Origin of the sequence: Azospirillum sp. (genome assembly GCF_035628975.1) — a bacterium.
Lineage (GTDB): Bacteria > Pseudomonadota > Alphaproteobacteria > Azospirillales > Azospirillaceae > Azospirillum.
The window spans coordinates 1-22,633 of sequence record NZ_DASPIS010000103.1 but is presented as its reverse complement, the minus strand read 5'-3'; the positions used below and the strand labels follow the sequence as shown (position 1 = coordinate 22,633).

Genomic DNA, 22,633 nt, shown 5'->3' with positions numbered 1-22,633 from the left:
GGCGACGGTCATGGATCAGCGCTCCCGTCCGAAGAGGCCCGCGGGCTTGATGAGAAGAACGATCGCCATCACGACGAACACGACGATGTTGGAGGCCTCGGGATAGAAGACCTTGGTCAGCCCCTCCAGCAGCCCCAGCCCCAGGCCGGTGACGATGGCGCCCAGGATCGATCCCATGCCGCCGATCACCACCACGGCGAAGACGATGATGATCAGGTTGGTCCCCATCAGCGGCGAGACCTGATAGATCGGCGCCGCCAGCACGCCGGCCAGCCCGGCCAGCGCCACGCCGAAGCCGTAGGTCAGCGACACCATCACCGGCACGTTGATGCCGAAGGCCTGCACCAGCGTCGGATTCTCCGTCGCCGCCCGCAGATAGGCGCCCAGCTTGGTGCGCTCGATGGCGAACCAGGTGCCGAAGCAGATGGTGAGCGAGGCGACGACCACCCAGGCGCGATAGTTCGGCAGGAACATGAAGCCCAGGTTCTGCCCGCCCTGGAGGGCGGCAGGGATCGGATAGGGCTGGCCCGACACGCCGTACTGGTGGCGGAACGCCCCCTCCAGGATCAGCGCCAGCCCGAAGGTCAGCAGCAGGCCGTAGAGATGGTCGAGCTTGTACAGCCGCGACAGCATCGACTTCTCCAGCAGGATGCCCAGCAGCCCGACCGCCACCGGCGCCAGCACCAGCGCCCCCCAGTAACCGATCCCGGCATAGGTCAGCAGCAGCCACGCCACGAAGGCGCCGACCATGTACAGCGCGCCGTGGGCGAAGTTGATGACGTTCAACATGCCGAAGATCACCGCCAGCCCGAGGCTGAGCAGCGCATAGAAGGAACCATTGATCAGGCCGAGCAGAAGCTGCCCGAACAGAACTTGGGGCGGAACTCCCAGCAGGCTGAACATATCCGCGTCTCTCCCCGTTCGTGGTTGTTGTTCTTGGTTTTGGTCGAGTGGTTGCCGCCGATTGCCCCCTCCCCATCCCTCCCCCGCCCTCGGCCGGCCTAAGGCCGGTCCGATCGCGGGAGAGGGGGGTAGGACGCTTGTCAGCGAAACGTAAATGCCGAAGCAGCGGCAGTCCCCTCTCCCTCGAAGAGGGGGAGGGTTAGGGAGGGGGCAACGCGCACGCACCCCCGCCCCCTCACTTCACCAGCGCACAGCCGCTCTGCTTCGGGTCCAAGAAGGCCGTTTCGGCCGGGATGGTCTTGACGACCTTGTAGTAGTCCCAGGGCGCCTTCGACTCGGCCGGGGTCTTGACCTGGACCAGATACATGTCGTGGAACATGCGGCCGTTGGCGGCAATCTTGCCCTTCTTGGCGAACATGTCTTCGACCGGCATCTCGCGCATCTTGGCGGACACCTTGTCGGCCTCGTCGGTCTTCGCCGCCTCGACCGACTTCAGGTAATGCTTCACCGCCGAATAGACGCCGGCCTGCACCATGGTCGGCTTCTTGCCGGCCTTGGCTTCGAACTTCTTCGACCACTCGCGGGTCTGGTCGTCCATGTCCCAGTAGAAGCCGGTGGTCAGCATCAGGCCCTGGGCCGACTGCAGCCCCAGTGCATTCACGTCGGAGATGAACAGCAGCAGGCCGGCCAGGCTCTGGCCCGACTGGGTGATGCCGAATTCCGCCGCCTGCTTGACCGCGTTGATGGTGTCGCCGCCGGCGTTCGCCAGCCCGATCACGTCGGCGCCCGACCCCTGCGCCTGCAGCAGGAAGGAGGAGAAGTCGGCGGTGCCGAGCGGATGGCGGACCGCACCGGCGATGGTGCCGCCCAGCGACTTCACCATCTTGGTGGTCTCCTCCTCCAGCGACTGGCCGAAGGCGTAGTCGGCGGTCACGAAGAACCACTTCTTCTTGCCCTGCTCGTAGAGGGCGCGGCCGGTGCCGGCGGCCATGGCGTAGTTGTCGTAGGTCCAGTGGAAGCCGTAGGGGCTGCACTGCGCGCCGCTCAGCGCCGTGGCGCCCGGGCCGGACATCAGGAAGATGCGCTTCTTGTCCTTGGTGATGCCCTGCACCGCCAGCGCGGCGGCGGAGTTCGGCACGTCGGCGATCACGTCGACGCCGCCGGTGTCCACCCACTCGCGCGCCTTCGACGCGGCGATGTCGGCCTTGTTCTGGTGGTCGGCGACGACGATCTCGACGGCGGCGCCGGCGACCTTGTTGCCGAACTCCTCAGCCGCCATCCGTGCGGCGATGGCGGATCCCTCGCCGGCCAGATCGGCGTAGATGCCGGAACGGTCGTTCATCACGCCGATGCGGATGACGTTGTCCGACACCTGGGCCGCGGCCGGAATCGCGGTCCCTACCAGCGTCAGCAGGGCGGTGCCGGCGAGAAGAAGCGTGCGCATCGGAAGGTCTCTCCCTCTTGGTTTTATTGTCGGCCGGTCCCGTGCAGGAAATTCCGGCCCCGTTCGGGCAAGCCCCGGCGGTTCGCCGCCCCGGCCCGAAGAGCGGGCGGGACGGCGTCGGTGCCGGGAATGAGCGGAAGGCTGGACGGGCTACACGCCGAGATAGGTGTGGAGCTTGTCCATGTTGGCGTCGAGCTGGTCGTTGGGGATCATGTCCACCACATGGCCCTCCTCCATCACGTAATGGCGGTCGGCGATGGTGGCGGCGAAGCGGAAGTTCTGCTCCACCAGCACGATGGTGAAGCCGCGCGCCTTCAGCGCCCGCACCGCCACGCCGATCTGCTCGATGATGACCGGGGCCAGGCCCTCGGTCGGCTCGTCCAGCAGGATCATGGTGGCGCCGGTGCGCAGGATGCGGGCGATCGCCAGCATCTGCTGCTCGCCGCCCGACAGGCGCGTGCCCTGGGTCGAGCCGCGGCCCTTCAGGTTGGGGAACAGGTCGTAGATCTGCGGGATCGTCATCCCGCCGTCCTTCACCACCGGCGGCAGAGTCAGGTTCTCGTCGACGCTGAGGCTGGAGAATATGCCGCGCTCCTCCGGCACATAGCCGATGCCCAGGCGCGGGATCTTGTGCTGCGCCATGCCGATCAGCTCCTGCCCCTGGAAGCGGATGGAGCCGGTGCGCTTGCCCATGATCCCCATGATGGCGCGCATGGTGGAGGTCTTGCCGGCGCCGTTGCGGCCCAGCAGCGTCACCACCTCGCCCTGCCGCACCTCCAGGCTGACGCCGTGCAGCACATGGCTTTCGCCGTAGTAGCCGTGCAGGTCGGCGATCTCCAGCATCGCAGTCTTGGTGCTCATCCCGTCAGGCATGTCCGGTCCCCATATACGCTTCCATCACCTGCGGGTTCTTGGAGACGACCTCGTAGGGTCCCTCCGCCAGGATCTCGCCCCGGCGCAGCACGGTGATGGTGTCCGACAGGTGGGCGACGACCGACAGATTGTGCTCGACCATCAGCACGGTGCGGTCGGCGGCGACGCGCTTGATCAGCGCCGCGGTGCCCTCGATGTCCTCATGGCCCATGCCGGCCAGCGGCTCGTCGAGCAGCATCACCTCCGGGTCGAGCGCCAGGGTGGTGGCGATCTCCAGCGCGCGCTTGCGGCCATAGGGCAGCTCGGCGGCGGTGTGGCTGGCCCAGGGGGTGAGGTTCACCGCCTCGATCAGCTCCAGCGCCCGGTCGTGCAGGTCGTAGAGCGTCGATTCGGACTTCCAGAAATGGAAGCTGGTGCCGAGCGGCCGCTGCAGCGCCACCCGGACATTCTCCAGCACGCTCAAATGCGGGAAGACGGCCGAGATCTGGAAGGAGCGGACCAGCCCCATCAGCGCGATGTCCGCCGGCTTGGTGCGGGTGATGTCGCGGCCCTTGTAGAGGATCTGGCCGCGCGTGGGCGTCAGGAACTTGGTCAGCAGGTTGAACACCGTGCTCTTGCCGGCGCCGTTCGGGCCGATCAGCGCATGGATGGTGCCCCGCTTCACCTGCAGGTTCACCTCCTTCACCGCCACGAAGCCCTTGAACTCCTTCGTCAGGCCCCGCGCTTCCAGGATGATGTCGTCGTTCGGTGCGGCGTTCATCGGTCGCGAATTCTCCTCCCGTTCGTTCTTATGTCCGGGCCTGGGCCCGGGGGCTTATGTCCGGGCTTGTGCCCGGGGCTTATATCCGGGCTCCCACCCCGGGGGCCGCCATGAGGCGGGACGTTTCACCGATTGTTGTACGCACGAAGCGTGCCACGGCAGGGTTCGCTTCGCCCGGGCCCGTGGACCCGTTGTTTCTCCGCGGGTTTGCCTCCGCCTCCCCTCTCTCCGCTCCGGACCTTGTCGCCGGAAAGTGTCGGAATCGCGGACACTCTGTCCGCCAAACATGACACCATCCAAAATGTTTGCGCGCAAGATCGTCCGTGCGGCCGACGCCATATTGCGGACTTGCCAAATCGGCACCGCACTGCGATGGTGGCCGTCCGACGGTGCCCTGCCCGTCTTTATGGGCGGCGGGGATAATAGGGAATGCGGTGCGGATCCTCGTTGCACGGGGACCAATGCCGCGGCTGCCCCCGCAACTGTGTGCGGCGAGCGTCCCGTCCATCATGCCACTGGTCCCTTTCCGGGCCGGGAAGGCGGACGGCGACGCGACGACCCGCGAGCCAGGAAACCTGCCGGCGGAGACATCGACCTTTCCCAACCCCGCCGGGTGTGGCGGGACAGCAAGGATTTCGTTCCATGACCACGCGTTCGCTCCACACTGCCGCCGGTTCCGCGACCCGCAGCGCCGCCCAGACCGCGGTCGCCGCCTTCGCCGCGATCCTGCTGGGCAGCTTCCTGCTGTACGGCGTCGGCTTCGCCCAGCCGCAGCAGATCCACGACGCGGCCCACGATGCCCGTCACTCCTTCGCGTTCCCCTGCCACTAAGCCAGGGTCATGGATCTGATCCGGCGGCTGTTCACAGCCGCCCTGGTCGCGGGCGTGCTCTCCGGCACGGCCGCTTCCGTCGTTCAGCAGGCGACGACCGTCCCGCTGATCCTCGAAGCCGAGAAATACGAGGTGGTGACCCCGCCGCCCGCGCCAGCCGGTGCACCTGCGGCGTCCCACCAGCACGGCCCCGTGCGCGAGGTCGGCGAAGGCGTGCCGACCACTCTGGATGAGGCGATGCAGCGCATCGGCCTGACCATCGCCTCCAACCTGCTGACCGGCGTCGCCTATGCGCTGCTGCTGTCGGCCGCGATGCTGCTGGCCGGCCGGCCGGTCGATGCGCGGCGCGGGCTGGTGTGGGGGGCCGGCGGTTTCGTCGCCGTTTCGCTGGCGCCGTCCTTCGGCCTGCCGCCGGAGCTGCCGGGCATGGCCGGGGCCGACTTGGAGCTGCGCCAGCTCTGGTGGCTGGCCGCCGCGGCCGGGGCCGGCGTCGGCATGGCCGCGCTCGCCTTTGCCCGCAACCGCCTCGTCATCGCCGCCGCCGTGCTGGCCGCCGCACTTCCCCATCTGGTCGGCGCCCCCCATCCGGAAAGTGCCGAGGGCGCCGTCCCGCCGGAACTGGCTGCCCATTTCGTCACCGCCTCTCTGGGCAGCGCCGCCCTGTTCTGGGCGATCCTGGGCGCGGCCTGCGGCTGGCTGATGAGCGGTCTGGTCGGCGAGGCCGAGCATCGCCCGGCCCTGCGGCCCCAGCCCGGCGCGCGTTAAGGAGTTACGTCCCATGTCCGCCCTTCCCAAGACAGTCGCCGGCAAGGTTCCGGCGACCGTCATCACCGGCTTCCTCGGCGCCGGCAAGACCACGCTGATCCGCGGCCTGCTGGAAAAGGCCGACGGCCGCCGGCTGGCGCTGATCATCAACGAGTTCGGCGATGTCGGCATCGACGGCGACATCCTGCGCGCCTGCGGCAACCCGACCTGCACCGAAGACGACGTGATCGAACTGGCGAACGGCTGCCTGTGCTGCACCGTCGCCGACGATTTCGTCCCGGCCATCGAAAAGCTGCTGGCCCGTCCGGAGCCGCCCGAGCATATCGTGATCGAAACCAGCGGCCTTGCCCTGCCCAAGCCGCTGGTCCAGGCCTTCCACTGGCCGGCGATCAAGACCCGCGTGACCGTGGACGGCGTCATCGCCGTGGTGGATGCCGCCGCAGCGGCGGAGGGCCGCTTCGCCCCCGATCCCGCGGCGCTGGAGGCCCAGCGCGATGCCGCCGGCACCGTCGATCACGAAACGCCAATCGAGGAGGTGTTCGAGGACCAGTTGCTCTGCGCCGACCTGATCGTCGTCAACAAGACCGATCTGGTCGCCGCCGACGACCTCGCCCGCGTCGAGGATCTGATCCGTGGCGCGCTGAGCCATACGGTCGGCCGCGATGCCAAGCTGGTGCGCGCGTCGCAGGGCGCCGTCGATCCGCTGGTCCTGCTGGGCGTCGGTGCGGCGGCGGAGGACGACCTCGCCAACCGTCCCAGCCATCATGACGACGAAGAGGGCCACGACCACGACGACTTCACCAGCTTCGTGGTGGAGTTGCCGCCGCAGCCCGACCCCGCCCGTCTGGCGATGACGCTGGAGCAGGTCGCCGGCCTGCATGGCGTGCTGCGCCTGAAGGGCTTCATCGACGTGCCCGGCAAGCCGATGCGGCTGCTGGTCCAGGGCGTCGGCACCCGCATCCAGACCCATTACGACCGCCTGTGGAAGCCCGGCGAGGAACGCCGCAGTCGGCTTGTGGTGATCGGCGAGACCGGGCTGGATCGTGACGCGGTGATTAGGGCGGTTGTTGGGTAAGAGTTAGGGTTTCGTGGCGTATGCCCCCTCCCTAACCCTCCCCCACCTTCGGTGGGAGAGGGAACTGCCGCCGCTCTGCAAATCTTCCCCTCTCCCTCGATCGGATCGGCCTTCGGCCGACCGAGGGCGGGGGAGGGAGGGACCCGCGGCGTAGCCGTGGGAGGGAGGGGGCACCGCCGCCGCCCCTGGACGTCAAACCATGCACCTGCTCGCCGCCCGCCAGGACGAACTGGACGCCGGCCCCCAGGCGGAAGACCTGGGGCAGACGCCGGCCGACCTCGTCATGCTGTCCTTTTCCGACAGCGACCTGACCGCGCTCGCCACCGCGTGGCGGGCCGGCCGCGACCGCTTGCCCAGCCTCCGCCTCGCCAACCTCAACCGGCTCGGCCATCCGCTGTCGGTGGATCTCTACGCCGACACCGTCGTCGCCAAGGCGAAGCTGGTGGTCCTGCGCCTGCTCGGCGGCAGCGGCTATTGGCGCTACGGCCTCGACCGCCTCTCCGCGCTGTGCCGCGAGCGCGGCATCCCGCTCGCCGTCCTGTCCGGCGAGGCGCAGCCCGACCCGAACCTTACCGCCTACGGCACCGTCGCCCCCGACGCCGCCGACCGCCTCTGGCGCTATTTCACCGAAGGCGGCCCGGCCAACATGGCCCAGTTGCTGGCCTGTGCCGCGACGTTGGCCGGCACGCCCCTGCCCCATGAGGACCCCGCCCCGGTCCCGCGTTTCGGCGCCTATGACGGCTGGACCGGTTCTACCGCCACCGCCGCCGACGCCCCCGTCGCCGCGGTCGTCTTCTACCGCTCCCACCTGCTGGCCGGCGACCTCGCCCCGGTCCACGCGCTCTGCGACGCACTGGCCGCCCGCGGTCTCGCCCCCCGCCCGCTGTTCGTCGCCAGCCTGAAGGAGCCGGACTGCGCCGCCTGGATGCGCGCCAGCCTGACCGCGCAGAACGCCGCGATCGTCGTCAACACCACCGCCTTCTCGGCGGCGCGCGAGGACGGCTCACCCCTGGAGGCCAACGGCAGCCCGGTCCTGCAGGCCATCCTCGCCACCACGCCGGAAGCCGGCTGGCAGGCCTCGTCACGCGGGCTGGGTCCGTCCGACCTCGCGATGAACGTCGTGCTGCCGGAGATGGACGGCCGCATCATCGCCCGCGCCATCGCCTTCAAGACGGCGGGCGACCCCGACCCCGACCTGCAATTCGCCGCCCCGGTCCTGCGCCCGATCGCCGACCGGGTGGCATTCACCGCCGACCTCGCGGCAAGCTGGGTCCGCCTGTCCCGCACCCCACGGGCGGAGCGCCGCCTGGCGCTGGTGCTGTCCGACTATCCCGGCCCCGGCGGCGGCATCGGCCATGCGGTGGGCCTCGACAGCCCGGCCAGCACCGTGGCGATGCTCCACCGCCTGTCCGCCGAGGGCTACGGCCTGTCCGCCGTTCCGTACAGCGGCGCCGAGCTGATGGCGGCCCTGACATCCGCCCCCACCCCGACCCTGTCGCTGGCCGACTACCAGCGCCTCGCCCCGCCGGAACTGCGCGCCCGCATCGCCCGGACCTGGGGCGAGCCGGCCGCCGACCCCGCCTGCCGCGACGGCGCCTTCGCCTTCCGCGTCCTGCCCTGCGGCAGCGCCGTGGTGGCGGTGCAGCCCAGCCGCGGCCATGGTTCCCTGACCACCGCCCAGCACCACGACCCCGACACGCCCCCCAGCCACGGCTATCTCGCTTTTTACCTGTGGCTGCGCCATACCATGGGTATCCATGCCCTGGTGCAGATCGGCGCCCACGGCACTCTGGAATGGCTGCCGGGCAAGGCGGTGGCGCTGTCGGCCGACTGCTGGCCGGAGATCGTCGGCGGCGCCCTGCCGACCCTTTATCCCTTCATCGTCAACAACCCCGGCGAGGGCGTGCAGGCGCGCCGCCGCCTCGGCGCCGTGCTGATCGGCCATCTGACCCCGCCGCCGGTCGAATCCGGCCTGTACGGCGAACTCGCCTCGCTGGAAACCGCCATCGACGAGTATTCGCAGGCGACCGGCCTCGACCCGCGACGGCTGGGCATGCTGCGCGAGACCATCCTCGACCTCGCCTGGAAATCCGGCGTCGCCGCCGACTGCAATCTGCGCCCCGACGACGATCCCGACGCCATCCTGTCGCGGCTGGACGCCCATCTTTGCGACATCAAGGAACTGCAGATCCGCGACGGCCTGCATGTCTTCGGCCACAGCCCGGCCGGCGAGCGCCGCGACCGCCTGACCGCCGCCGTCGCCCGCTCCGCCGATCCGGCCATGGTCGCCACTGCCGTCGACGCCTGCGGCGAAGCGGAGATGGGGGCGCTGCTCAACGGGCTGGACGGCCGCTTCGTCCGCCCCGGCCCCGGCGGCTCTCCGGCGCGCGGGCGGGCGGACACCCTGCCGACCGGACGGAACCTCTATGCGCTCGACCCGCGCGGGGTGCCGACGCCGACCGCCTGGACGCTGGGCTGGCAGGCGGCGGACGCGCTGATCACCCGCTATCTCCAGGACCATGGCGACTGGCCGCAGCGGCTGGTCGTGGATTGCTGGGGCACCCCCGCCATGCGCACAGGCGGCGATGAGTTGGCCCAGGCGCTGGCGCTGCTCGGCGTGCGTCCGATCTGGGAGAACGGATCCGGCCGCGTCACCGGCTACGAGATCATGCCGGCCGGCGTGTTGGGGCGCCCGCGGGTCGATGTGACGCTGCGCATCTCCGGCCTGTTCCGCGACGTCTTCCCGCAGCAGATCGCCCTGTTCGACCAGGCGGTGCGCGCCGTCGCCGGGCTGGATGAACCCGACGACACCAACCCGCTGGCCGCCACCGCGCGGGCGGAGGAACAGCGCCTCGCGGCATCCGGCACCGACGCGGCGGACGCGCGACGCTGGGCCACCGCCCGCATCTTCGGCGCCGCCCCCGGCATTTACGGCACCGCGCTGTCCGGCATGATCGCGCGCGGCGACTGGACCACGCGTGCGGATTTCGGCGCCGCCTATCTGGAGGGCGGCTGTCACGCCTATGGTGCCGGGCTGGAGGGGGTGCCGCTGCCAGCATTGTTCCGCCGCCGGGTCGGTGGGGCCGACGCGCTCGTCCACCACCAGGACCAGCGGGAGCATGACGTGCTGTCCACCGACGGCTTCATGCAATTCGAAGGCGGATTCGCCGCCGCCGCCGCGCTGGAGGACTCCGAACCGGCGCTCTACCATCTCGACAGCGCCGATCCGGAGAAACTCGCCGTCCGCACGCTGGCGGAGGAGATCGCCCGCACCTTGCGCGGCCGGGCGGCCAATCCGCGCTGGATCGAGGGCATGATGCGCCACGGCTATCGCGGCGCGGCCGAATTGGCGGCCGGCGTGGACACGCTGTTCGCCTTCGCCGCCACCACCGACGCCGTACGCCCCGCCCATTTCGACCAGCTTTATGACGCGTACGTCGAGGATGCGGAGGTGTGGGACTTCCTGTCGCATGCCAATCCGGCGGCTGCCCGGCACATTCTGGCGCGCATGAGCGAGGCGCTCGACCGCGGCCTGTGGCATCCCCGCCGCAACTCCACCGCGGAGGATCTGCGGCGCCTCCGGGAGACCGCCGCATGACGCCCCCTGTCGCCAACCAGCCGAGACGCCGCGGCACCTGCCCCGGCGTGCTGGCGCCAATGCGGGTCGGCGATGGGTTCCTGCTGCGCGTCCGCGTCCCCGCCGACGTGCTGCCGGCCGAGCATGCCCGCTGCATCGCCGAGTTGGGCGACCGGTACGGCAACGGCCTGATCGACCTCAGCCATCGCGGCAACCTGCAGCTTCGTGGCATCCCGGCCGACGCGCTGGCGCCGGTGACCGACGCCCTGCGCAAGATGGGCTATGTCTCCGACGATGCGGCGAGCGAGGCGGTGCGCAACGTCCTGTGCACCCCCACCGCGGGGCTGGACCCCACGGCCGCGATGGACGTACGGGGGGTGGCACGTACGCTCGACGCGCGGCTGGCGACGGACACGGGTCTGCACCGGCTGCCGCCGAAGTTCGGCTGGCTGGTCTGTGGCGGCGGGATCGGCCATCTGGCGGACAGCAGCACGGATGTACGCTTCGACGCGGTGGACGGAAAGCACTTCCGGGTGTCGCTGGGCGGCACGCTGGCGAAGGCCGCGCCGCTCGGGCTGTGCCGGGCGGAGGATGTGGCCGACGTGGCGTCGGCCTTGGGCCGCGCCTTCGTGGAGTTGCGCGCGTCATTGCCGGAGCCGCCGCGCCGCATGGCTGGTTTGGTCGCGGTGATCGGCACTGAACCGTTCGCAACGCGCCTCTCCTCCCTGATTTCTCCTCTCCCCCCCGGGGAGAGGATCAAGGTGAGGGGGACGCACCTCATGGATCTCTTCGGCTCCGCCGAACCCCCTCATCCCAACCTTCTCCCCAGGGGGGAGAAGGGGCAAGCCCCGACGATGGTAGCAGCCTTCCCCTTCGGCCGCCTGACCTGCGCCACCCTCGCCGCCCTCGCCTCAGTCTGCGCCGAAATCCGCATCACCCCCTGGCGCGCCCTGCTCCTCGTCGCCCCCTCCTCCGACGCCGAAGGCATCGCCAAAGCCCACGGCGCCATCCTGTCGCACACCGACCGCCGGCTGAAGCTGACCGCCTGCAGCGGGGCCGGCGGCTGCGATGTCGGCACCACCGACACCCATGCAACGGCGCTCGCCATCGCCGACCGCGCAGGCCCCTTGCTGGACCATGTCCGAATGGTGCATGTGTCGGGCTGCGCCAAGGGCTGCGCCCATCCCGCCATCGCCGATGTCACCCTGACCGCCCGCGACGGGGTGTATGACGTCGCCCTGAACGCCAAACCCGGTGACGATTCCCCGCACACCGGCCTGTCCCCCGCCGACGCCGTGGCACGCGTCGCGGATCTGTTGACCGAGGAGTCCACCGGTGCCTGAGCCGCTCTACGACTATATCCGCGACGGAGCGGCCATCTACCGCCAGTCCTTCGCCACCATCCGGGCGGAGGCCGACCTGTCCGCCATCCCCGACGACCTGAAACCGGTGGCGGTGCGTGTCATCCACGCCTGCGGCATGGTCGATGCGGCCCAGGACCTGCTGTTCTCCGCCGACGTCGGCAGTGCCGCCCGTGCCGCCCTGCGTGCCGGCGCGCCCATCCTCTGCGACAGCGAGATGGTCGCCCACGGCGTGACCCGCGCCCGCCTGCCGGCCGACAACGCGGTTATCTGCACCCTGCGCGATCCCGCCGTGCCCGATCTGGCCAAGAGCATCGGCAACACCCGCTCCGCCGCGGCGCTCGACCTGTGGGGCGACCGGCTCGGCGGATCGGTGGTCGCCATCGGCAACGCGCCGACCGCGCTGTTCTACCTGCTGGAGATGCTGGCGGCTGGCGCGCCGAAGCCGGCGGCGATCCTGGGCTTCCCCGTCGGCTTCGTCGGCGCGATGGAAAGCAAGGATGCGCTGGCCGAGAACCCCTTCGACGTTCCCTATCTGGCGATCCGGGGCCGGCGCGGCGGCAGCGCCATGGCCGCCGCCGCCGTCAACGCTCTGGCGAGCGACGTCGAATGAGCGGCGAGACCCTGATCCCCACTCCTCCCACCATGGGCACCCTGTTCGGCGTCGGCGTCGGCCCCGGCGATCCGGAGCTGATGACGCTGAAGGCGGTGCGCACCATCGGCGCCTGCCCGGTCGTCGCCTATTTCTGCAAGCGCGGCACCAGGGGCCAAGCCCGCCGCATCGCCGATCAAGCCATCAAGCCCGACCAGATCGAGCTGCCGATGGTCTACCCGGTGACGGTGGAACTGCCGCCGACCCACCCGGACTATGGCCGCCAGATCGAGGCCTTCTTCGACGAGTCCGCCGAGCGCATCGCCGCCCATCTCGCCGCCGGCCGTTCGGTCGCAGCCCTGAACGAGGGGGATCCGTTCTTCTACGGCTCCTTCATGCATCTGTTCCTACGGCTGTCCGGCCGTTTCGCGACGGAGGTCATCCCCGGCGTCACCAGCATGGTGTGCAGCGCCTCGCTGCTGCCGCGCCCGCTGATGCTGCGCGACGACGTGCTGTCGGTGATCCCCGGCACGCTGGACGAGGAGTCGCTGGTCCGCGCCCTGACCGCCGCCGACGCCTGCGTGGTGATGAAGCTGGGCCAGAACCTGCCCAAGGTCCGCCGCGCCATCGCCGCCGCCGGGCTGGCCGAACGGGCATGGTATGTGGAGCGCGCCAGCATGGACGAACAGCGCTTCATGCCCTTTCTGGAGGCGCCGGACGTCGCCCCCTACTTCTCCCAGATCGTCATTCCGGGCGAGGGCAAGCGCGGATGAGCGGCCCTGAAAACAATGGCTGGCTGAAGGTCGTGGGATTGGGGCCGGGCCCCGAGGACTGGCTGACGCCGGAGGCGCGGCGCGATCTGGCCGAGGCGACCGACCTCGTCGGCTACTTCCCCTATGTGGAGCGGGTGCCGCCGGGAGATCAGGTGCGCCACGCCTCCGACAACCGGGTGGAGCTGGACCGCGCCCGCTTCGCGCTTGATCTCGCGGCGCAGGGTCGGCGGGTGGCGGTGGTGTCGGGCGGCGATCCCGGCATCTTTGCCATGGCCGCCGCGCTCTTCGAGGCGCTCGACGATCCGGTTGCGCCAGAGGCGTGGCATGCGGTGCCTCTGTCGGTCGATCCCGGCGTTTCCGCCATGCAGGCTGCCGCCGCGCGGGCCGGGGCGCCGCTGGGCCATGATTTCTGCGCCATCTCGCTATCCGACAACCTGAAACCGTGGGAGGTGGTGCTGAAGCGCCTGCGTCTGGCGGCGGAGGCGGATTTCGTCATCGCGCTCTACAACCCGATCTCCAAGGCCCGCCCCTGGCAGCTTGGCGCCGCCTTCGACGCCCTGCGCGACATCCGCGCTCCGGAAACCCCCATCGTGCTGGGCCGCGCCATCGGCCGCGCGGATGAGGAGTTGACGGTGACCACGCTGGGCGAGGTGCGGGCGGAGCAGGCGGACATGCGCACGCTGGTCATCATCGGCGCCTCGCACACCCGCTTCGTCGCGCGCGCTGACGGCGGGCGCTGGGTCTACACGCCCCGGCATTATCGGGGGTGAGGATGGGCGTGACGGATGTGCGGGCGGAGATACCCGCGACCAACCCACCGCGAGTCCCCCTCTCCCCCCCGGGGAGAGGGTTGGGTGAGGGGGATGCACGGCGAGGATTCTTGGGAAGACCCGCAGTGCATCCCCCTCACCCCGACCCTCTCCCCGGGGGGGAGAGGGGGACTCGGCGGGGGAGAGAGTCAGCCCACCCCCTCCAGCCACCCCACCGCCTCGCCCACGTCGTGCAGTTCCGCCACGCCATTGCCCGCCGGCCGCTCCACCATCACCACCGGCAGTCCCAACTCCCGCGCAGCCTCCAGCTTGGCGTCGGTGGCGCGTCCGCCGCTGTTCTTGCTCACCACCGCCTCGATCCGCTCCCCGCGCATCAGCGCCAGTTCACCCTCCACGGTGAAGGGCCCGCGGTCGAGGATCAGGCTGATTCGCGGCATGGCCGGCATCGGCTCCGGCGGGTCGACGGCGCGGATCAGGTAGCGCTTGTCGGGCGTCGCCTCGAAGGCCGCGACCTCCTGCCGGCCGATGGTCAGGAACACGGTGTCGCCCAGAGCGCGCAGCGCCAGCGCCGCGGCATTCATGTCCGGCACGCCGATCCAGCGGTCGCCCGGCCCCGCCACCCAGGCCGGCCGGGTCAGCAGGCGCAGCGGCACCCCCACCAGTGCGCAGGCCGCGGCAGCATTGGCGGAGATCCGATCCGCGAAGGGATGCGTCGCGTCGATCACCGCCTCGATTCCCTCGGCACGCAGATAATCGGCCAAGCCCTCCACCCCGCCGAAACCGCCGATGCGGGTCGGCAGCGGCGGCAGCATCGGGTTCTTCGTGCGCCCGGCCAGCGACACGCGGGCATCGATGCGAGGATGGCCGGCCAGACGCTTGGCCAACGCCGTTGCCTCCGTCGTGCCGCCCAGGATCAGTACTTTGACCATCAGCGCCTTGACCAATTCCCCCTCCCCACCCGTCAGGATCGGCGCCATGGATAGCATGGGAACGGTTCGCTGGCTCAGCATCGTCGGCATCGGCGAGGATGGCTGGGACGGTTTGTCGCCCGCCGCCCGCGCGGCGGTGGAAAGCTCCACAGTCCTCTATGGCGGCGCCCGCCACCTCGATCTGGTGCCGGTCGTTTCGGGACAGAAACGGCTGCCCTGGCCGTCGCCGATGACAGACGCCTTCTCCGGCCTGCTCGCCCGGCGCGGACAGCGGGTCTGCGTGCTGGCGAGCGGCGATCCGTCCTGGTACGGGATCGGCGCCACGCTGTCGCGGCTCGTTCCGGCTGCGGAAACGACGGTGATCCCGGCCGCTTCCGCCTTCAGCCTCGCAGCATCCCGGCTGGGCTGGCCCCTGCAGGACTGCCGCTGCCTGACCGTCCATGGCCGCCCGCTGGAAATGGTCGTTCCGCATCTGCAACCAAACGCCAAACTTCTGCTTCTTTCCTGGGACGGAACGACCCCGGCCAAGCTCGCCGCCCTGCTGCGCGCCCGCGGCTTCGGCGCCTCGCGCCTGACGGTGCTGGAGGCGATGGGCGGTCCGCGCGAAGACCGGCTGGAGGCCGCCGCCGACGCCTGGACCGCCGGGCAGGTCGCCGACCTCAACACCATCGCGCTGGACTGCGTCGCCGCCCCCGGCGCCCGCGTCCTGCCGCTGGCCCCCGGCCTGCCCGACGACTGGTTCGAGCATGACGGGCAGATCACCAAGCGCGAGGTGCGCGCCGTCACCCTGTCCTTCCTGGCGCCGCGCCGGGGGGAACTGCTGTGGGATGTCGGTGCCGGGTCGGGCTCCATCGGCATCGAATGGATGCTGCGCGATCCCGCAAACCGCGCCATCGCCGTCGAACACCACCCGGAGCGCATCGCCCGCATCCTGACCAACGCCACGGCCTTCGGCGTGCCCGGCCTGACGCTGGCGCGCGGCAAGGCCCCGGCGGCGCTGGCCGGGCTGGAACTGGATGGGCTGGAGCGGCCGGACGCCATCTTCATCGGCGGCGGGCTGACCGCGGATGGCCTGCTGGCGGCCTGCTGGGACGCCCTGCCTCCCGGCGGCCGGATCGCCGCCAACGCGGTGACGCTGGAAAGCGAGGCGGTGCTGTTCGACGCACACAAGCGCCTTGGCGGCGAGTTGACCCAGATCGCCGTCGCGCGCGCCTCGGCGGTCGGCGGTTTCCGCGGCTGGCGGGCCGCCATGCCGGTCACGCTGTGGCGGGCCGAAAAGCCGTATGCGGAGGGCGCATGGACCGCCTGACGCCCGACTCCCTGCTATTCGGCCCGGTCTTCGTCGGTCTCGGCTGCCGCCGCGGCTGCGGCTGGGAGGAGATCGCCGGTCTGGTCGTCGCCGCCTTCGACGAGGCCGCCCTGCCCGACGCCGCGCGCCAGCTGGCGGCCCTCGCCGCCCCGGCGATGAAGGCCGACGAGGCCGGATTGGCGGAGGCCGCCCGCGCGCTCGGCCTGCCGCTGCGCTTCATCGAAGAGGACGCGATGCTGGCCGCGCAGGATCGCGTCCACACCCGATCATCCACCGTGCTGGCCGCGGTCGGGCTGGCGTCGGTCGCGGAGGCCGCGGCGCTGGCCGCCGCCGGACCGGGATCGCGCCTGCTGCTACCGCGCCGCTCCACCCCCCGCGCCACCGTCGCACTTGCCTTGCCTGCCGTCGCTCTTTTGGAGACCCGTTCATGACCGTTCATTTCATCGGTGCCGGACCGGGCGCTCCCGACCTGCTGACCCTGCGCGGCCGCGACCTGATCGCGCGCTGCCCGGTCTGCCTCTATGCCGGCTCGCTGGTGCCGAAGGAGATCATCGCCCACGCCCCCGCCGATGCGCGGATCATCGACACCGCGCCGCTGACGCTGGAGGAGATCGCCGCCGAATTCCAGGCCGCCCATGCCGCCGGCAAGGACGTGGCGCGGCTGCATTCCGGCGACCTGTCGGTCTACAGCGCTTTGGGCGAGCAGACCCGCGCGCTGCGGGAGTTGGGCATCCCCTACACCATCACCCCCGGCGTGCCGGCCTTTGCCGCGGCGTCGGCCGCGCTGGGGCGCGAGCTGACCCTGCCGGAGGTCAGCCAGACGCTGATCCTGACCCGCACCGAGGGGCGCGCCTCTGCCATGCCCGCCAACGAGACGCTGGAGGTGCTGGGCGCCTCGGGCGCCACGCTGGCGATCCACCTGTCGATCCACGTCATCGACCGGGTGGTGGAACGGCTGACCCCGCTCTACGGCGCCGACTGCCCGGCCGCGGTGGTCTACCGCGCGACCTGGCCGGACGAACGGGTGCTGCGCGGCACGCTGGCCGACATCGCGGCGCAGGTCGCGGCCTCACCGATGGAGCGCACCGCGCTGATCCTGGTCGGCCCGGCGCTGGGCCATGAGGAGTTCCGCTGCAGCGCGCTGTATGACGGCAGCCATGTGCGGCGCTACCGGGGGCTGGGGGAGTGAGCGCATCCCACGATGCGCCCCTGCCGGTCGGTGACGAGCACTTCGACCGCGACCGGCGCATCCTCCAGCACCTCCTGCGCGGCGCGGCGGGCCAACTCGGCCACATGGTCGGCCAGCGGCAGGCCGGCGGCGTCCGCCATGCCCAGCACCTGCGCCGCCGTGTTGGCGCCACGCGCTTGCGTGACAAGCTCCGGCCCGGCCCCCAGTTCCGCCAAGCGGTCGGCCAGCCAGTCGAAATCGACAGCATGGCGCTTGGAATGCAGATCCATCAGCCCGCGCGCCAGCTTGCCGAACTTGGCGAAGCCGCCGCACAGTGTCAGGCGGGGAATGGGGTGCCGGCGCAGGTATTTCAGCGTCCCGCCGACGAAATCGCCCATGTCGATCAGCGCTTGTTCCGACAGGCCATAGCGCGCCACCACCGCCTTTTCCGACAGGTCGCCGGTGCAGGCAGCGACATGGGGCAGCCCGGCGGCGCGCGCCACGTCGATGCCGCGCTGGATCGACGCGATCCAGGCCGCGCAGGAATAGGGCACGACGATCCCCGTGGTTCCCAGGATCGACAGTCCACCCAGAATGCCGAGCCGCCCGTTCATGGTGCGCTTGGCAAGCTGCTCGCCATTCTCCACCCCGACCTCGACCACCAGATCGGCCGGCTGGCCGGCGTCACGTGCCGCCTCCCCCACCGCCTGCGCGATCATGCTGCGCGGCACCGGGTTGATCGCCGGTTCGCCCACTGCCAGCGGCAAGCCGGGCAGGGTCACGGTGCCGACGCCGGGACCGGCGCGGAAACTCACGCCGCTGCCGGGCGCGCCGCGCCAGACCCGCGCCCGCACCAGCGCGCCGTGGGTCACGTCGGGATCGTCGCCGGCATCCTTGACCACGCCAGCCATGGCCCAGGGTCCGCCCGAGGAGCCATCCGCCCCCTCCCCCCGCTCCGTCACCGCCAGCGCGAAGGCGGGGGTCTGGCCGCCGGGAAGGGTCACGGTCACCGGATCGGGAAACTCCCGGCCGAACAGAGCCTCTGCCGCCGCACGCGCCGCCGCTGTGGCACAGGTTCCCGTCGTCCAGCCGCGGCGCAAGGGTGTAGCATGCTCTGGCATGCCGGCCCCCTCCCCGGCGCCCTCCGCACCGCCTTCCGTCTTCTCCGAGCCCGAGTCCGCGTTCATGTCGTTTGAGTCGTCCATTCCCGAAAGCGTCCTGGTCCCCTTCGCCCCCGGCAGCGTCTGGCTGGCCGGCTCCGGCCCCGGCGATCCCGGCCTGCTGACCCTGCTGGCCCTGCAAGGTCTAAGGCAAGCCGACGTCATCGTCCATGACGCGCTGGTCGGCGAACGGATCATGGCGCTCGCCAGCCCGTCGGCAAGGCTGGAGTTCGCCGGAAAGCGCGGCGGCCGTCCCTCCGCCCATCAGGACGACATCACCAACCGCCTGATCGAACTGGCGAAGGAAGGACACCGCGTCCTGCGGCTGAAGGGCGGCGACCCCTTCGTCTTCGGCCGCGGCGGCGAGGAGGCGCAGGCGCTGGCGGCAGAGGGCATCCCCTTCCGCATCGTGCCCGGCATCACGTCGGGCATCGCCGGCCCGGCCTATGCCGGCATCCCGGCGACACACCGCGACACCAACCAGGCGGTGATCCTGGCGACCGGCCATTCGCTAGGCGGCGGACCGGACTGGCGGGCGCTGGCCGCCACCAAGGCGCCGCTGATCCTCTATATGGGCTGGAAGGCGCTGCCGACCATCGCCGCGGAGCTGATGGCCGGCGGCCTGTCCGCCGATACCCCCGTCGGCGTGGTGACGGAGGCGACGACCGCCAACCAGAAGAGCCTCGTCACCAGCCTCGGCACCTGCGTCGCCGATCTGGCGGCGAGCGATCTGGAGCCGCCCGCCATCATCGTGATCGGCGAGGTGGTGCGGCTGCGCCCGGCGCTGGAATGGCTGCCGGGCCAGATGGCGCTGCAACATGCCAGAGGGAAGAATGACTAGCGGTCTCATCATCGCCGCCCCGGCATCGGGCACCGGCAAGACGACGCTGACGCTGGGGCTGCTGGCGGCGCTGCGCGCCCGCGGCGTGGCGGTGGGGGCGGTGAAGTCGGGGCCGGACTACATCGACCCGGCCTTCCACCGCGCCGCCACCGGCCGGCCAAGCGTGAACCTCGACACCTGGGCGATGGGGCCGGAGCTGTTGGACGGGCTGGCCGCCCGCGCCGCCGAGGGCGCCGACCTGCTGGTCTGCGAAGCGCTGATGGGCCTGTTCGACGGCGTCGCCGGTATCGGCGCCACCGGCACCGGCTCGACGGCGGAGATTGCTGCGCGCACCGGCTGGCCGGTCCTGCTGGTGGTGAACGCCAAGGGCCAGTCGCAGTCGGCCGCGGCATTGGTGAAGGGCTTCGCCACCTACCGCGACGACGTGACCATCGGCGGCGTCGTGCTGAACAATGTCGGCAGCCCGCGCCACACGGCGCTGGCCGGCAACGCCATCGAGGCGCTGGGCATCCCCCTGCTGGGCGCCCTGCCCCGCGCGCCGGATCTCAGCCTGCCCGAACGCCATCTCGGCCTCGTCCAGGCCGACGAGACGGAAGGACTGGCCGACCGGCTGGCCGCATTGGGCCGCCTCATAGCCGAGCATGTCGACCTCGACCGCGTCGTGGCTCTCGCCAAGCCCTCGAAGGCCGGGCCGGGCAGCGACGCCCCCGCCCTGCCGCCGCTGGGCCAGCGCATCGCCATCGCGCGGGATGCCGCCTTCACCTTCGCCTATCCGCACCTGACCGCCGGCTGGCAGACGGTGGGGGCGGAGCTGCGCTTCTTCTCCCCCCTGGCGGACGAGGCGCCGCCGGAGGATGCGGACGCCGTCTATCTGCCCGGCGGCTATCCGGAGCTGCATGCCGGCCGCCTCGCCGCCAACCACGCCTTCCGCGACGGGCTGCGTGCTGCGGCGGAGCGGGTGCCGGTCTATGGCGAGTGCGGCGGCTACATGGTGATGGGCGAAACGTTGGAGGATGCCGACGGCGTCACCCACCCGATGACCGGGCTGCTGGGGGTGCGCACCTCCTTCGCCAAGCGGCGGCTGCATCTGGGCTATCGCCGCGCGGCTCTGCTGGCCGACGGGCCGCTGGGGCCGGCAGGATCTCCGCTGATGGGTCACGAGTTCCACTATGCCTCGACCCTTGCCCGCGGCGACGACGCACCGCTGCTGAGTGCCACGGCGGCGGACGGCAGCGACCTGGGCGTACTCGGTAGCCGGCGCGGGCTGGCGCTGGGGTCTTTCGTCCACCTGATCGCGCGGGGGTGAGGGATGGCCGAAGAGAAGGACGAGGCTTTCACCCCGGCGGAGCGCGACGCGCTCTACAAGGCGATCTTCTCCCGCCGCGACGTGCGCGGGCAGTTTCGGCCCGATCCGGTGCCGGACGAGGTGCTGACCCGCATCCTGCTGGCCGCGCACCATGCGCCGTCGGTGGGGTTCATGCAGCCGTGGAACTTCATCGTCGTCACCGATCCGGCCGTGAAGTCCCGCATCCATGCCGACTTCACCCGCGCCACCGAGGAGGCGGCGGCGATGTTCGAGGGGGAACGGCGCAGCCTCTACAGCCGGCTGAAGCTGGAGGGCATCCGCGAGGCGCCGATCAATCTCTGCATCACCTGCGACCGCGAGCGTTCCGGTCCGGTGGTGCTGGGCCGCACCCACATGCCGGCGATGGACCTCTACAGCTGCGTCTGCGCCGTGCAGAATCTGTGGCTGGCGGCGCGGGCGGAAGGTCTGGGGGTCGGCTGGGTCAGCATCCTGCACGAGGACGCGCTGCGGGACGCGCTGGGCATCCCGGAGCGGATCGTGCCGATCGCCTATCTCTGTCTCGGCCACGTCACCCATTTCGAGGCGACGCCGGAACTGGAAACCAAGGGTTGGCGCAAGCGCCTGCCGCTGGAGGATCTGGTGTTCCGCGATCGCTGGCAGGGGGAATGAAGGGACGGGCGCCACCCCCGTGCAGGGATGGCGCCCGCCGCCGGTTCAGCCGATCGGATTGGCGAACAGGAAGTTTTCCGCAGTCAGGGTGCCGCGGTCGACGCTCATCAGCTTGAGGGTGCTGGTGCTGCCGATGTCGATCGACAGGTCGGCCCCGCTCTGGACGGAGTGGGTCAGCACGTCGTTCAGGCTGGAGAAGCCGGCGACGCTGCGCAGGTCGATGACATCGCCGCCGGTGCCGGCCTGGAAATCGCCGATGCAGTCCCAGCCGTCGGCCGCGCCCTGCACGAAGGTATCCCGCCCGGCGCCGCCGACCATGTAGTCGTTGCCGCCATTGCCGGTGATGGTGTCGTTGCCGCTGCCGCCAGCCAGATACTCGCCCGCCGAGGTCCCGGTGACGGTCTGGCCGGTGCCGCCACCCGTGGAACCCCCGCCGGTCGAACCACCGCCGGTGGAGCCGCCGCCCGTGCTCCCGCCCGGGGAGGCCCCAGGCGAAGCATTGAGGAAGGAGAAGTTGGCGGCGGTCAGGCTGCTGCGGGTGACGTTGGCCAGGGTGACGCTGTTGTTGTCGTCGAAGCGGACGATGGTGTTGGCGCCCTCCTGGGTGGTGGCGGCCATCACCGCGGTAAAGTCGGTCAGCCCGGCCCAACCCGCGACATTCAGCACGTCGCCGCTGCTGCCGGCCTGGAAGTCGGCGACATAGTCCCAGCCGTCGCCGGGCTTGAAGACGAAGCTGTCGCTGCCGGCGCCGCCGACCATGTAGTCGTTGCCGCCGTTGCCGGTGATGACGTCGTTGCCGCTGCCGCCGGCCAGATAGTCGCGGGCAGCGGTGCCGGTCAGCGTCAGGCCTCCCGTGCTTCCTCCGGGAGTGCCGCCCCCCGTATCGCCTCCGCCCGTGTTGCCGCCGGTGCCGGCCTGCCCCAGCGTGATGGTGTTGCCGGACAGGCTGATGTTCGACGCGGCGAAGCTGCCGGCGATGCGCAGGGTCACGTCGGCCCCGGCGGTGCCGTTCATCCCGATATGGAGCAGGGTGACGCCGTTCACCGTCTCCGCCTGCACCTGACCGGCCTGGAGCGTGCCGCCGCTGCCGGTGCCCACGGTGCCCGACAGCGACGCACCGGCGATGGCGAAGGCGTCGCCGGTGACCGCGCCGGTGATGCCGGTGAAGCCGTTGGCCTGGGCCGCCGTCATCGTCACGGTGTGGCGCTGGCTGCCGGTCAGGGCCAGCGTCTCGACGCTGGTCAGCGTCATGCCGCTGATGTCGATCCTCGGCGACGCGACGTCGTTGTGGTATTCCAGGTTGTAACCGTTGAAGCTTGTCAGGTTGTCGGACCGGACCTCCAGCGTGTCGGTGCCGGTGCCGCCGTCGAAGCTGACGGTGCCGGCGTCATATTGGCTGACGACGATGTAGCGGTCGTTGCCGGCCTCGCCGAAGATCGTGTCGGCCTGGGTCTGGGCGTAGCTGCCGGCCGTGACGATGCCGGCCAGGATGGTGTCGTCGCCGTCGCCGCCGTGGATGGTGTCGCG

Annotated in this window: 20 protein-coding genes, 1 pseudogene and 1 riboswitch; of the genes and pseudogenes, 14 read left to right on the top strand and 7 right to left on the bottom strand. The window is 70.8% G+C overall.

The window, feature by feature from the left end; all coding sequences use genetic code 11:
• Positions 1 to 15 precede the first annotated feature (15 nt).
• From VD964_RS23040 to VD964_RS23025, 4 genes are all read right to left on the bottom strand, one after another.
• A complete protein-coding gene (locus tag VD964_RS23040; protein ID WP_324870837.1) occupies positions 16 to 903 on the bottom strand; it encodes a branched-chain amino acid ABC transporter permease in 888 nt (295 codons plus the stop codon).
• A gap of 235 nt (positions 904 to 1,138) precedes the next feature.
• Positions 1,139 to 2,347, bottom strand: a complete 1,209-nt coding sequence (locus VD964_RS23035; protein WP_324870836.1) for an ABC transporter substrate-binding protein — start codon at positions 2,345 to 2,347, stop codon at positions 1,139 to 1,141.
• Positions 2,348 to 2,497: 150 nt separating this feature from the next.
• Positions 2,498 to 3,220: an ABC transporter ATP-binding protein gene (locus VD964_RS23030; RefSeq protein WP_324870835.1), complete on the bottom strand. Its 723-nt coding sequence runs from the start codon at positions 3,218 to 3,220 to the stop codon at positions 2,498 to 2,500.
• Positions 3,213 to 3,980 (bottom strand): ABC transporter ATP-binding protein, encoded by a 768-nt coding sequence (locus VD964_RS23025; protein ID WP_324870834.1) that lies wholly within the window; start codon positions 3,978 to 3,980, stop codon positions 3,213 to 3,215. The genes VD964_RS23030 and VD964_RS23025 overlap by 8 nt, the downstream gene beginning before the upstream one ends.
• A gap of 370 nt (positions 3,981 to 4,350) precedes the next feature.
• A riboswitch (cobalamin riboswitch) is annotated at positions 4,351 to 4,577 on the top strand.
• Positions 4,578 to 4,622: 45 nt separating this feature from the next.
• On the opposite strand from VD964_RS23025, the gene VD964_RS23020 reads away from it, so the two are divergent.
• From VD964_RS23020 to cobJ, 8 genes are all read left to right on the top strand, one after another.
• Positions 4,623 to 4,811: a CbtB domain-containing protein gene (locus VD964_RS23020; protein WP_149227097.1), complete on the top strand. Its 189-nt coding sequence runs from the start codon at positions 4,623 to 4,625 to the stop codon at positions 4,809 to 4,811.
• A gap of 9 nt (positions 4,812 to 4,820) precedes the next feature.
• Complete coding sequence (locus tag VD964_RS23015) at positions 4,821 to 5,576, top strand: CbtA family protein (RefSeq protein ID WP_324870833.1); 756 nt, start codon at positions 4,821 to 4,823, stop codon at positions 5,574 to 5,576.
• Between the two features lie 13 nt (positions 5,577 to 5,589).
• Positions 5,590 to 6,651 (top strand): cobalamin biosynthesis protein CobW, encoded by a 1,062-nt coding sequence (gene cobW, locus VD964_RS23010; protein WP_324870832.1) that lies wholly within the window; start codon positions 5,590 to 5,592, stop codon positions 6,649 to 6,651.
• A 199-nt stretch (positions 6,652 to 6,850) separates the two neighbouring features.
• The gene (gene cobN / locus VD964_RS23005; RefSeq protein ID WP_324870831.1) at positions 6,851 to 10,249 is read left to right on the top strand and encodes a cobaltochelatase subunit CobN; all 3,399 of its coding nucleotides are present in this window, start codon (positions 6,851 to 6,853) and stop codon (positions 10,247 to 10,249) included.
• Positions 10,246 to 11,571, top strand: coding sequence for a precorrin-3B synthase (gene cobG, locus VD964_RS23000; protein ID WP_324870830.1), 1,326 nt, complete (start codon positions 10,246 to 10,248; stop codon positions 11,569 to 11,571). The genes cobN and cobG overlap by 4 nt, the downstream gene beginning before the upstream one ends.
• Positions 11,564 to 12,202: a precorrin-8X methylmutase gene (locus VD964_RS22995; RefSeq protein WP_324870829.1), complete on the top strand. Its 639-nt coding sequence runs from the start codon at positions 11,564 to 11,566 to the stop codon at positions 12,200 to 12,202. The genes cobG and VD964_RS22995 overlap by 8 nt, the downstream gene beginning before the upstream one ends.
• Positions 12,199 to 12,954: a precorrin-2 C(20)-methyltransferase gene (locus VD964_RS22990; protein WP_324870828.1), complete on the top strand. Its 756-nt coding sequence runs from the start codon at positions 12,199 to 12,201 to the stop codon at positions 12,952 to 12,954. The genes VD964_RS22995 and VD964_RS22990 overlap by 4 nt, the downstream gene beginning before the upstream one ends.
• A complete protein-coding gene (gene cobJ, locus VD964_RS22985; RefSeq protein WP_324870827.1) occupies positions 12,951 to 13,724 on the top strand; it encodes a precorrin-3B C(17)-methyltransferase in 774 nt (257 codons plus the stop codon). Before VD964_RS22990 ends, cobJ begins: the two co-directional genes overlap by 4 nt.
• A 188-nt stretch (positions 13,725 to 13,912) precedes the next feature.
• On the opposite strand, the gene VD964_RS22980 is transcribed toward cobJ, so the two are convergent.
• Positions 13,913 to 14,653: a cobalt-precorrin-6A reductase gene (locus VD964_RS22980; protein ID WP_414637252.1), complete on the bottom strand. Its 741-nt coding sequence runs from the start codon at positions 14,651 to 14,653 to the stop codon at positions 13,913 to 13,915.
• Positions 14,654 to 14,708: 55 nt separating this feature from the next.
• Between VD964_RS22980 and cbiE the strand changes: the two genes are divergently transcribed.
• Genes cbiE through cobM form a run of 3 tightly spaced genes read left to right on the top strand, consistent with a single transcriptional unit; the run spans position 14,709 to position 17,151 of the window.
• On the top strand, positions 14,709 to 15,962 hold the full coding sequence (cbiE, locus tag VD964_RS22975) for a precorrin-6y C5,15-methyltransferase (decarboxylating) subunit CbiE (protein ID WP_324870952.1): 1,254 nt from the start codon (positions 14,709 to 14,711) through the stop codon (positions 15,960 to 15,962).
• Positions 15,950 to 16,393 (top strand): cobalamin biosynthesis protein, encoded by a 444-nt coding sequence (locus tag VD964_RS22970; RefSeq protein ID WP_324870825.1) that lies wholly within the window; start codon positions 15,950 to 15,952, stop codon positions 16,391 to 16,393. The genes cbiE and VD964_RS22970 overlap by 13 nt, the downstream gene beginning before the upstream one ends.
• Positions 16,390 to 17,151, top strand: a complete 762-nt coding sequence (gene cobM / locus VD964_RS22965) for a precorrin-4 C(11)-methyltransferase (protein ID WP_324870824.1) — start codon at positions 16,390 to 16,392, stop codon at positions 17,149 to 17,151. Before VD964_RS22970 ends, cobM begins: the two co-directional genes overlap by 4 nt.
• Here cobM and VD964_RS22960 read toward each other — a convergent pair.
• Positions 17,130 to 18,251, bottom strand: coding sequence for a cobalt-precorrin-5B (C(1))-methyltransferase (locus tag VD964_RS22960; protein ID WP_324870951.1), 1,122 nt, complete (start codon positions 18,249 to 18,251; stop codon positions 17,130 to 17,132). The genes cobM and VD964_RS22960 overlap by 22 nt on opposite strands.
• Positions 18,252 to 18,315: 64 nt before the next feature.
• Between VD964_RS22960 and cobA the strand changes: the two genes are divergently transcribed.
• Genes cobA through bluB form a run of 3 tightly spaced genes read left to right on the top strand, consistent with a single transcriptional unit; the run spans position 18,316 to position 21,106 of the window.
• Positions 18,316 to 19,131 carry a uroporphyrinogen-III C-methyltransferase gene (gene cobA, locus VD964_RS22955; protein ID WP_324870823.1) on the top strand — a complete coding sequence of 272 codons (816 nt, stop codon included), beginning with the start codon at positions 18,316 to 18,318 and terminating at the stop codon, positions 19,129 to 19,131.
• Positions 19,124 to 20,437, top strand: a complete 1,314-nt coding sequence (locus VD964_RS22950; protein WP_324870822.1) for a cobyrinate a,c-diamide synthase — start codon at positions 19,124 to 19,126, stop codon at positions 20,435 to 20,437. Before cobA ends, VD964_RS22950 begins: the two co-directional genes overlap by 8 nt.
• Positions 20,438 to 20,440: 3 nt before the next feature.
• Positions 20,441 to 21,106, top strand: a complete 666-nt coding sequence (gene bluB / locus VD964_RS22945) for a 5,6-dimethylbenzimidazole synthase (RefSeq protein ID WP_324870821.1) — start codon at positions 20,441 to 20,443, stop codon at positions 21,104 to 21,106.
• Positions 21,107 to 21,151: 45 nt separating this feature from the next.
• Here bluB and VD964_RS22940 read toward each other — a convergent pair.
• Positions 21,152 to 22,633: pseudogene (locus VD964_RS22940) on the bottom strand (hypothetical protein); the annotation flags it as partial.

Excerpts from the sequence above, each read along its gene's own strand:
- cobW (WP_324870832.1), top strand. The coding sequence starts at position 5,590 with ATGTCCGCCCTTCCCAAGACAGTCGCCGGCAAGGTTCCGGCGACCGTC.
- VD964_RS23040 (WP_324870837.1), bottom strand. The coding sequence starts at position 903 with ATGTTCAGCCTGCTGGGAGTTCCGCCCCAAGTTCTGTTCGGGCAGCTT.
- cobM (WP_324870824.1), top strand. The coding sequence starts at position 16,390 with ATGACCGTTCATTTCATCGGTGCCGGACCGGGCGCTCCCGACCTGCTG.
- VD964_RS22980 (WP_414637252.1), bottom strand. The coding sequence starts at position 14,653 with ATGGTCAAAGTACTGATCCTGGGCGGCACGACGGAGGCAACGGCGTTG.
- VD964_RS22950 (WP_324870822.1), top strand. The coding sequence starts at position 19,124 with ATGACTAGCGGTCTCATCATCGCCGCCCCGGCATCGGGCACCGGCAAG.
- VD964_RS22970 (WP_324870825.1), top strand. The coding sequence starts at position 15,950 with ATGGACCGCCTGACGCCCGACTCCCTGCTATTCGGCCCGGTCTTCGTC.
- cobN (WP_324870831.1), top strand. The coding sequence starts at position 6,851 with ATGCACCTGCTCGCCGCCCGCCAGGACGAACTGGACGCCGGCCCCCAG.
- cobG (WP_324870830.1), top strand. The coding sequence starts at position 10,246 with ATGACGCCCCCTGTCGCCAACCAGCCGAGACGCCGCGGCACCTGCCCC.
- bluB (WP_324870821.1), top strand. The coding sequence starts at position 20,441 with ATGGCCGAAGAGAAGGACGAGGCTTTCACCCCGGCGGAGCGCGACGCG.
- cobA (WP_324870823.1), top strand. The coding sequence starts at position 18,316 with ATGTCGTTTGAGTCGTCCATTCCCGAAAGCGTCCTGGTCCCCTTCGCC.
- VD964_RS23015 (WP_324870833.1), top strand. The coding sequence starts at position 4,821 with ATGGATCTGATCCGGCGGCTGTTCACAGCCGCCCTGGTCGCGGGCGTG.
- VD964_RS23030 (WP_324870835.1), bottom strand. The coding sequence starts at position 3,220 with ATGCCTGACGGGATGAGCACCAAGACTGCGATGCTGGAGATCGCCGAC.
- VD964_RS23020 (WP_149227097.1), top strand. The coding sequence starts at position 4,623 with ATGACCACGCGTTCGCTCCACACTGCCGCCGGTTCCGCGACCCGCAGC.
- VD964_RS23025 (WP_324870834.1), bottom strand. The coding sequence starts at position 3,980 with ATGAACGCCGCACCGAACGACGACATCATCCTGGAAGCGCGGGGCCTG.
- VD964_RS23035 (WP_324870836.1), bottom strand. The coding sequence starts at position 2,347 with ATGCGCACGCTTCTTCTCGCCGGCACCGCCCTGCTGACGCTGGTAGGG.
- VD964_RS22960 (WP_324870951.1), bottom strand. The coding sequence starts at position 18,251 with ATGCCAGAGCATGCTACACCCTTGCGCCGCGGCTGGACGACGGGAACC.
- cobJ (WP_324870827.1), top strand. The coding sequence starts at position 12,951 with ATGAGCGGCCCTGAAAACAATGGCTGGCTGAAGGTCGTGGGATTGGGG.
- cbiE (WP_324870952.1), top strand. The coding sequence starts at position 14,709 with ATGGGAACGGTTCGCTGGCTCAGCATCGTCGGCATCGGCGAGGATGGC.
- VD964_RS22990 (WP_324870828.1), top strand. The coding sequence starts at position 12,199 with ATGAGCGGCGAGACCCTGATCCCCACTCCTCCCACCATGGGCACCCTG.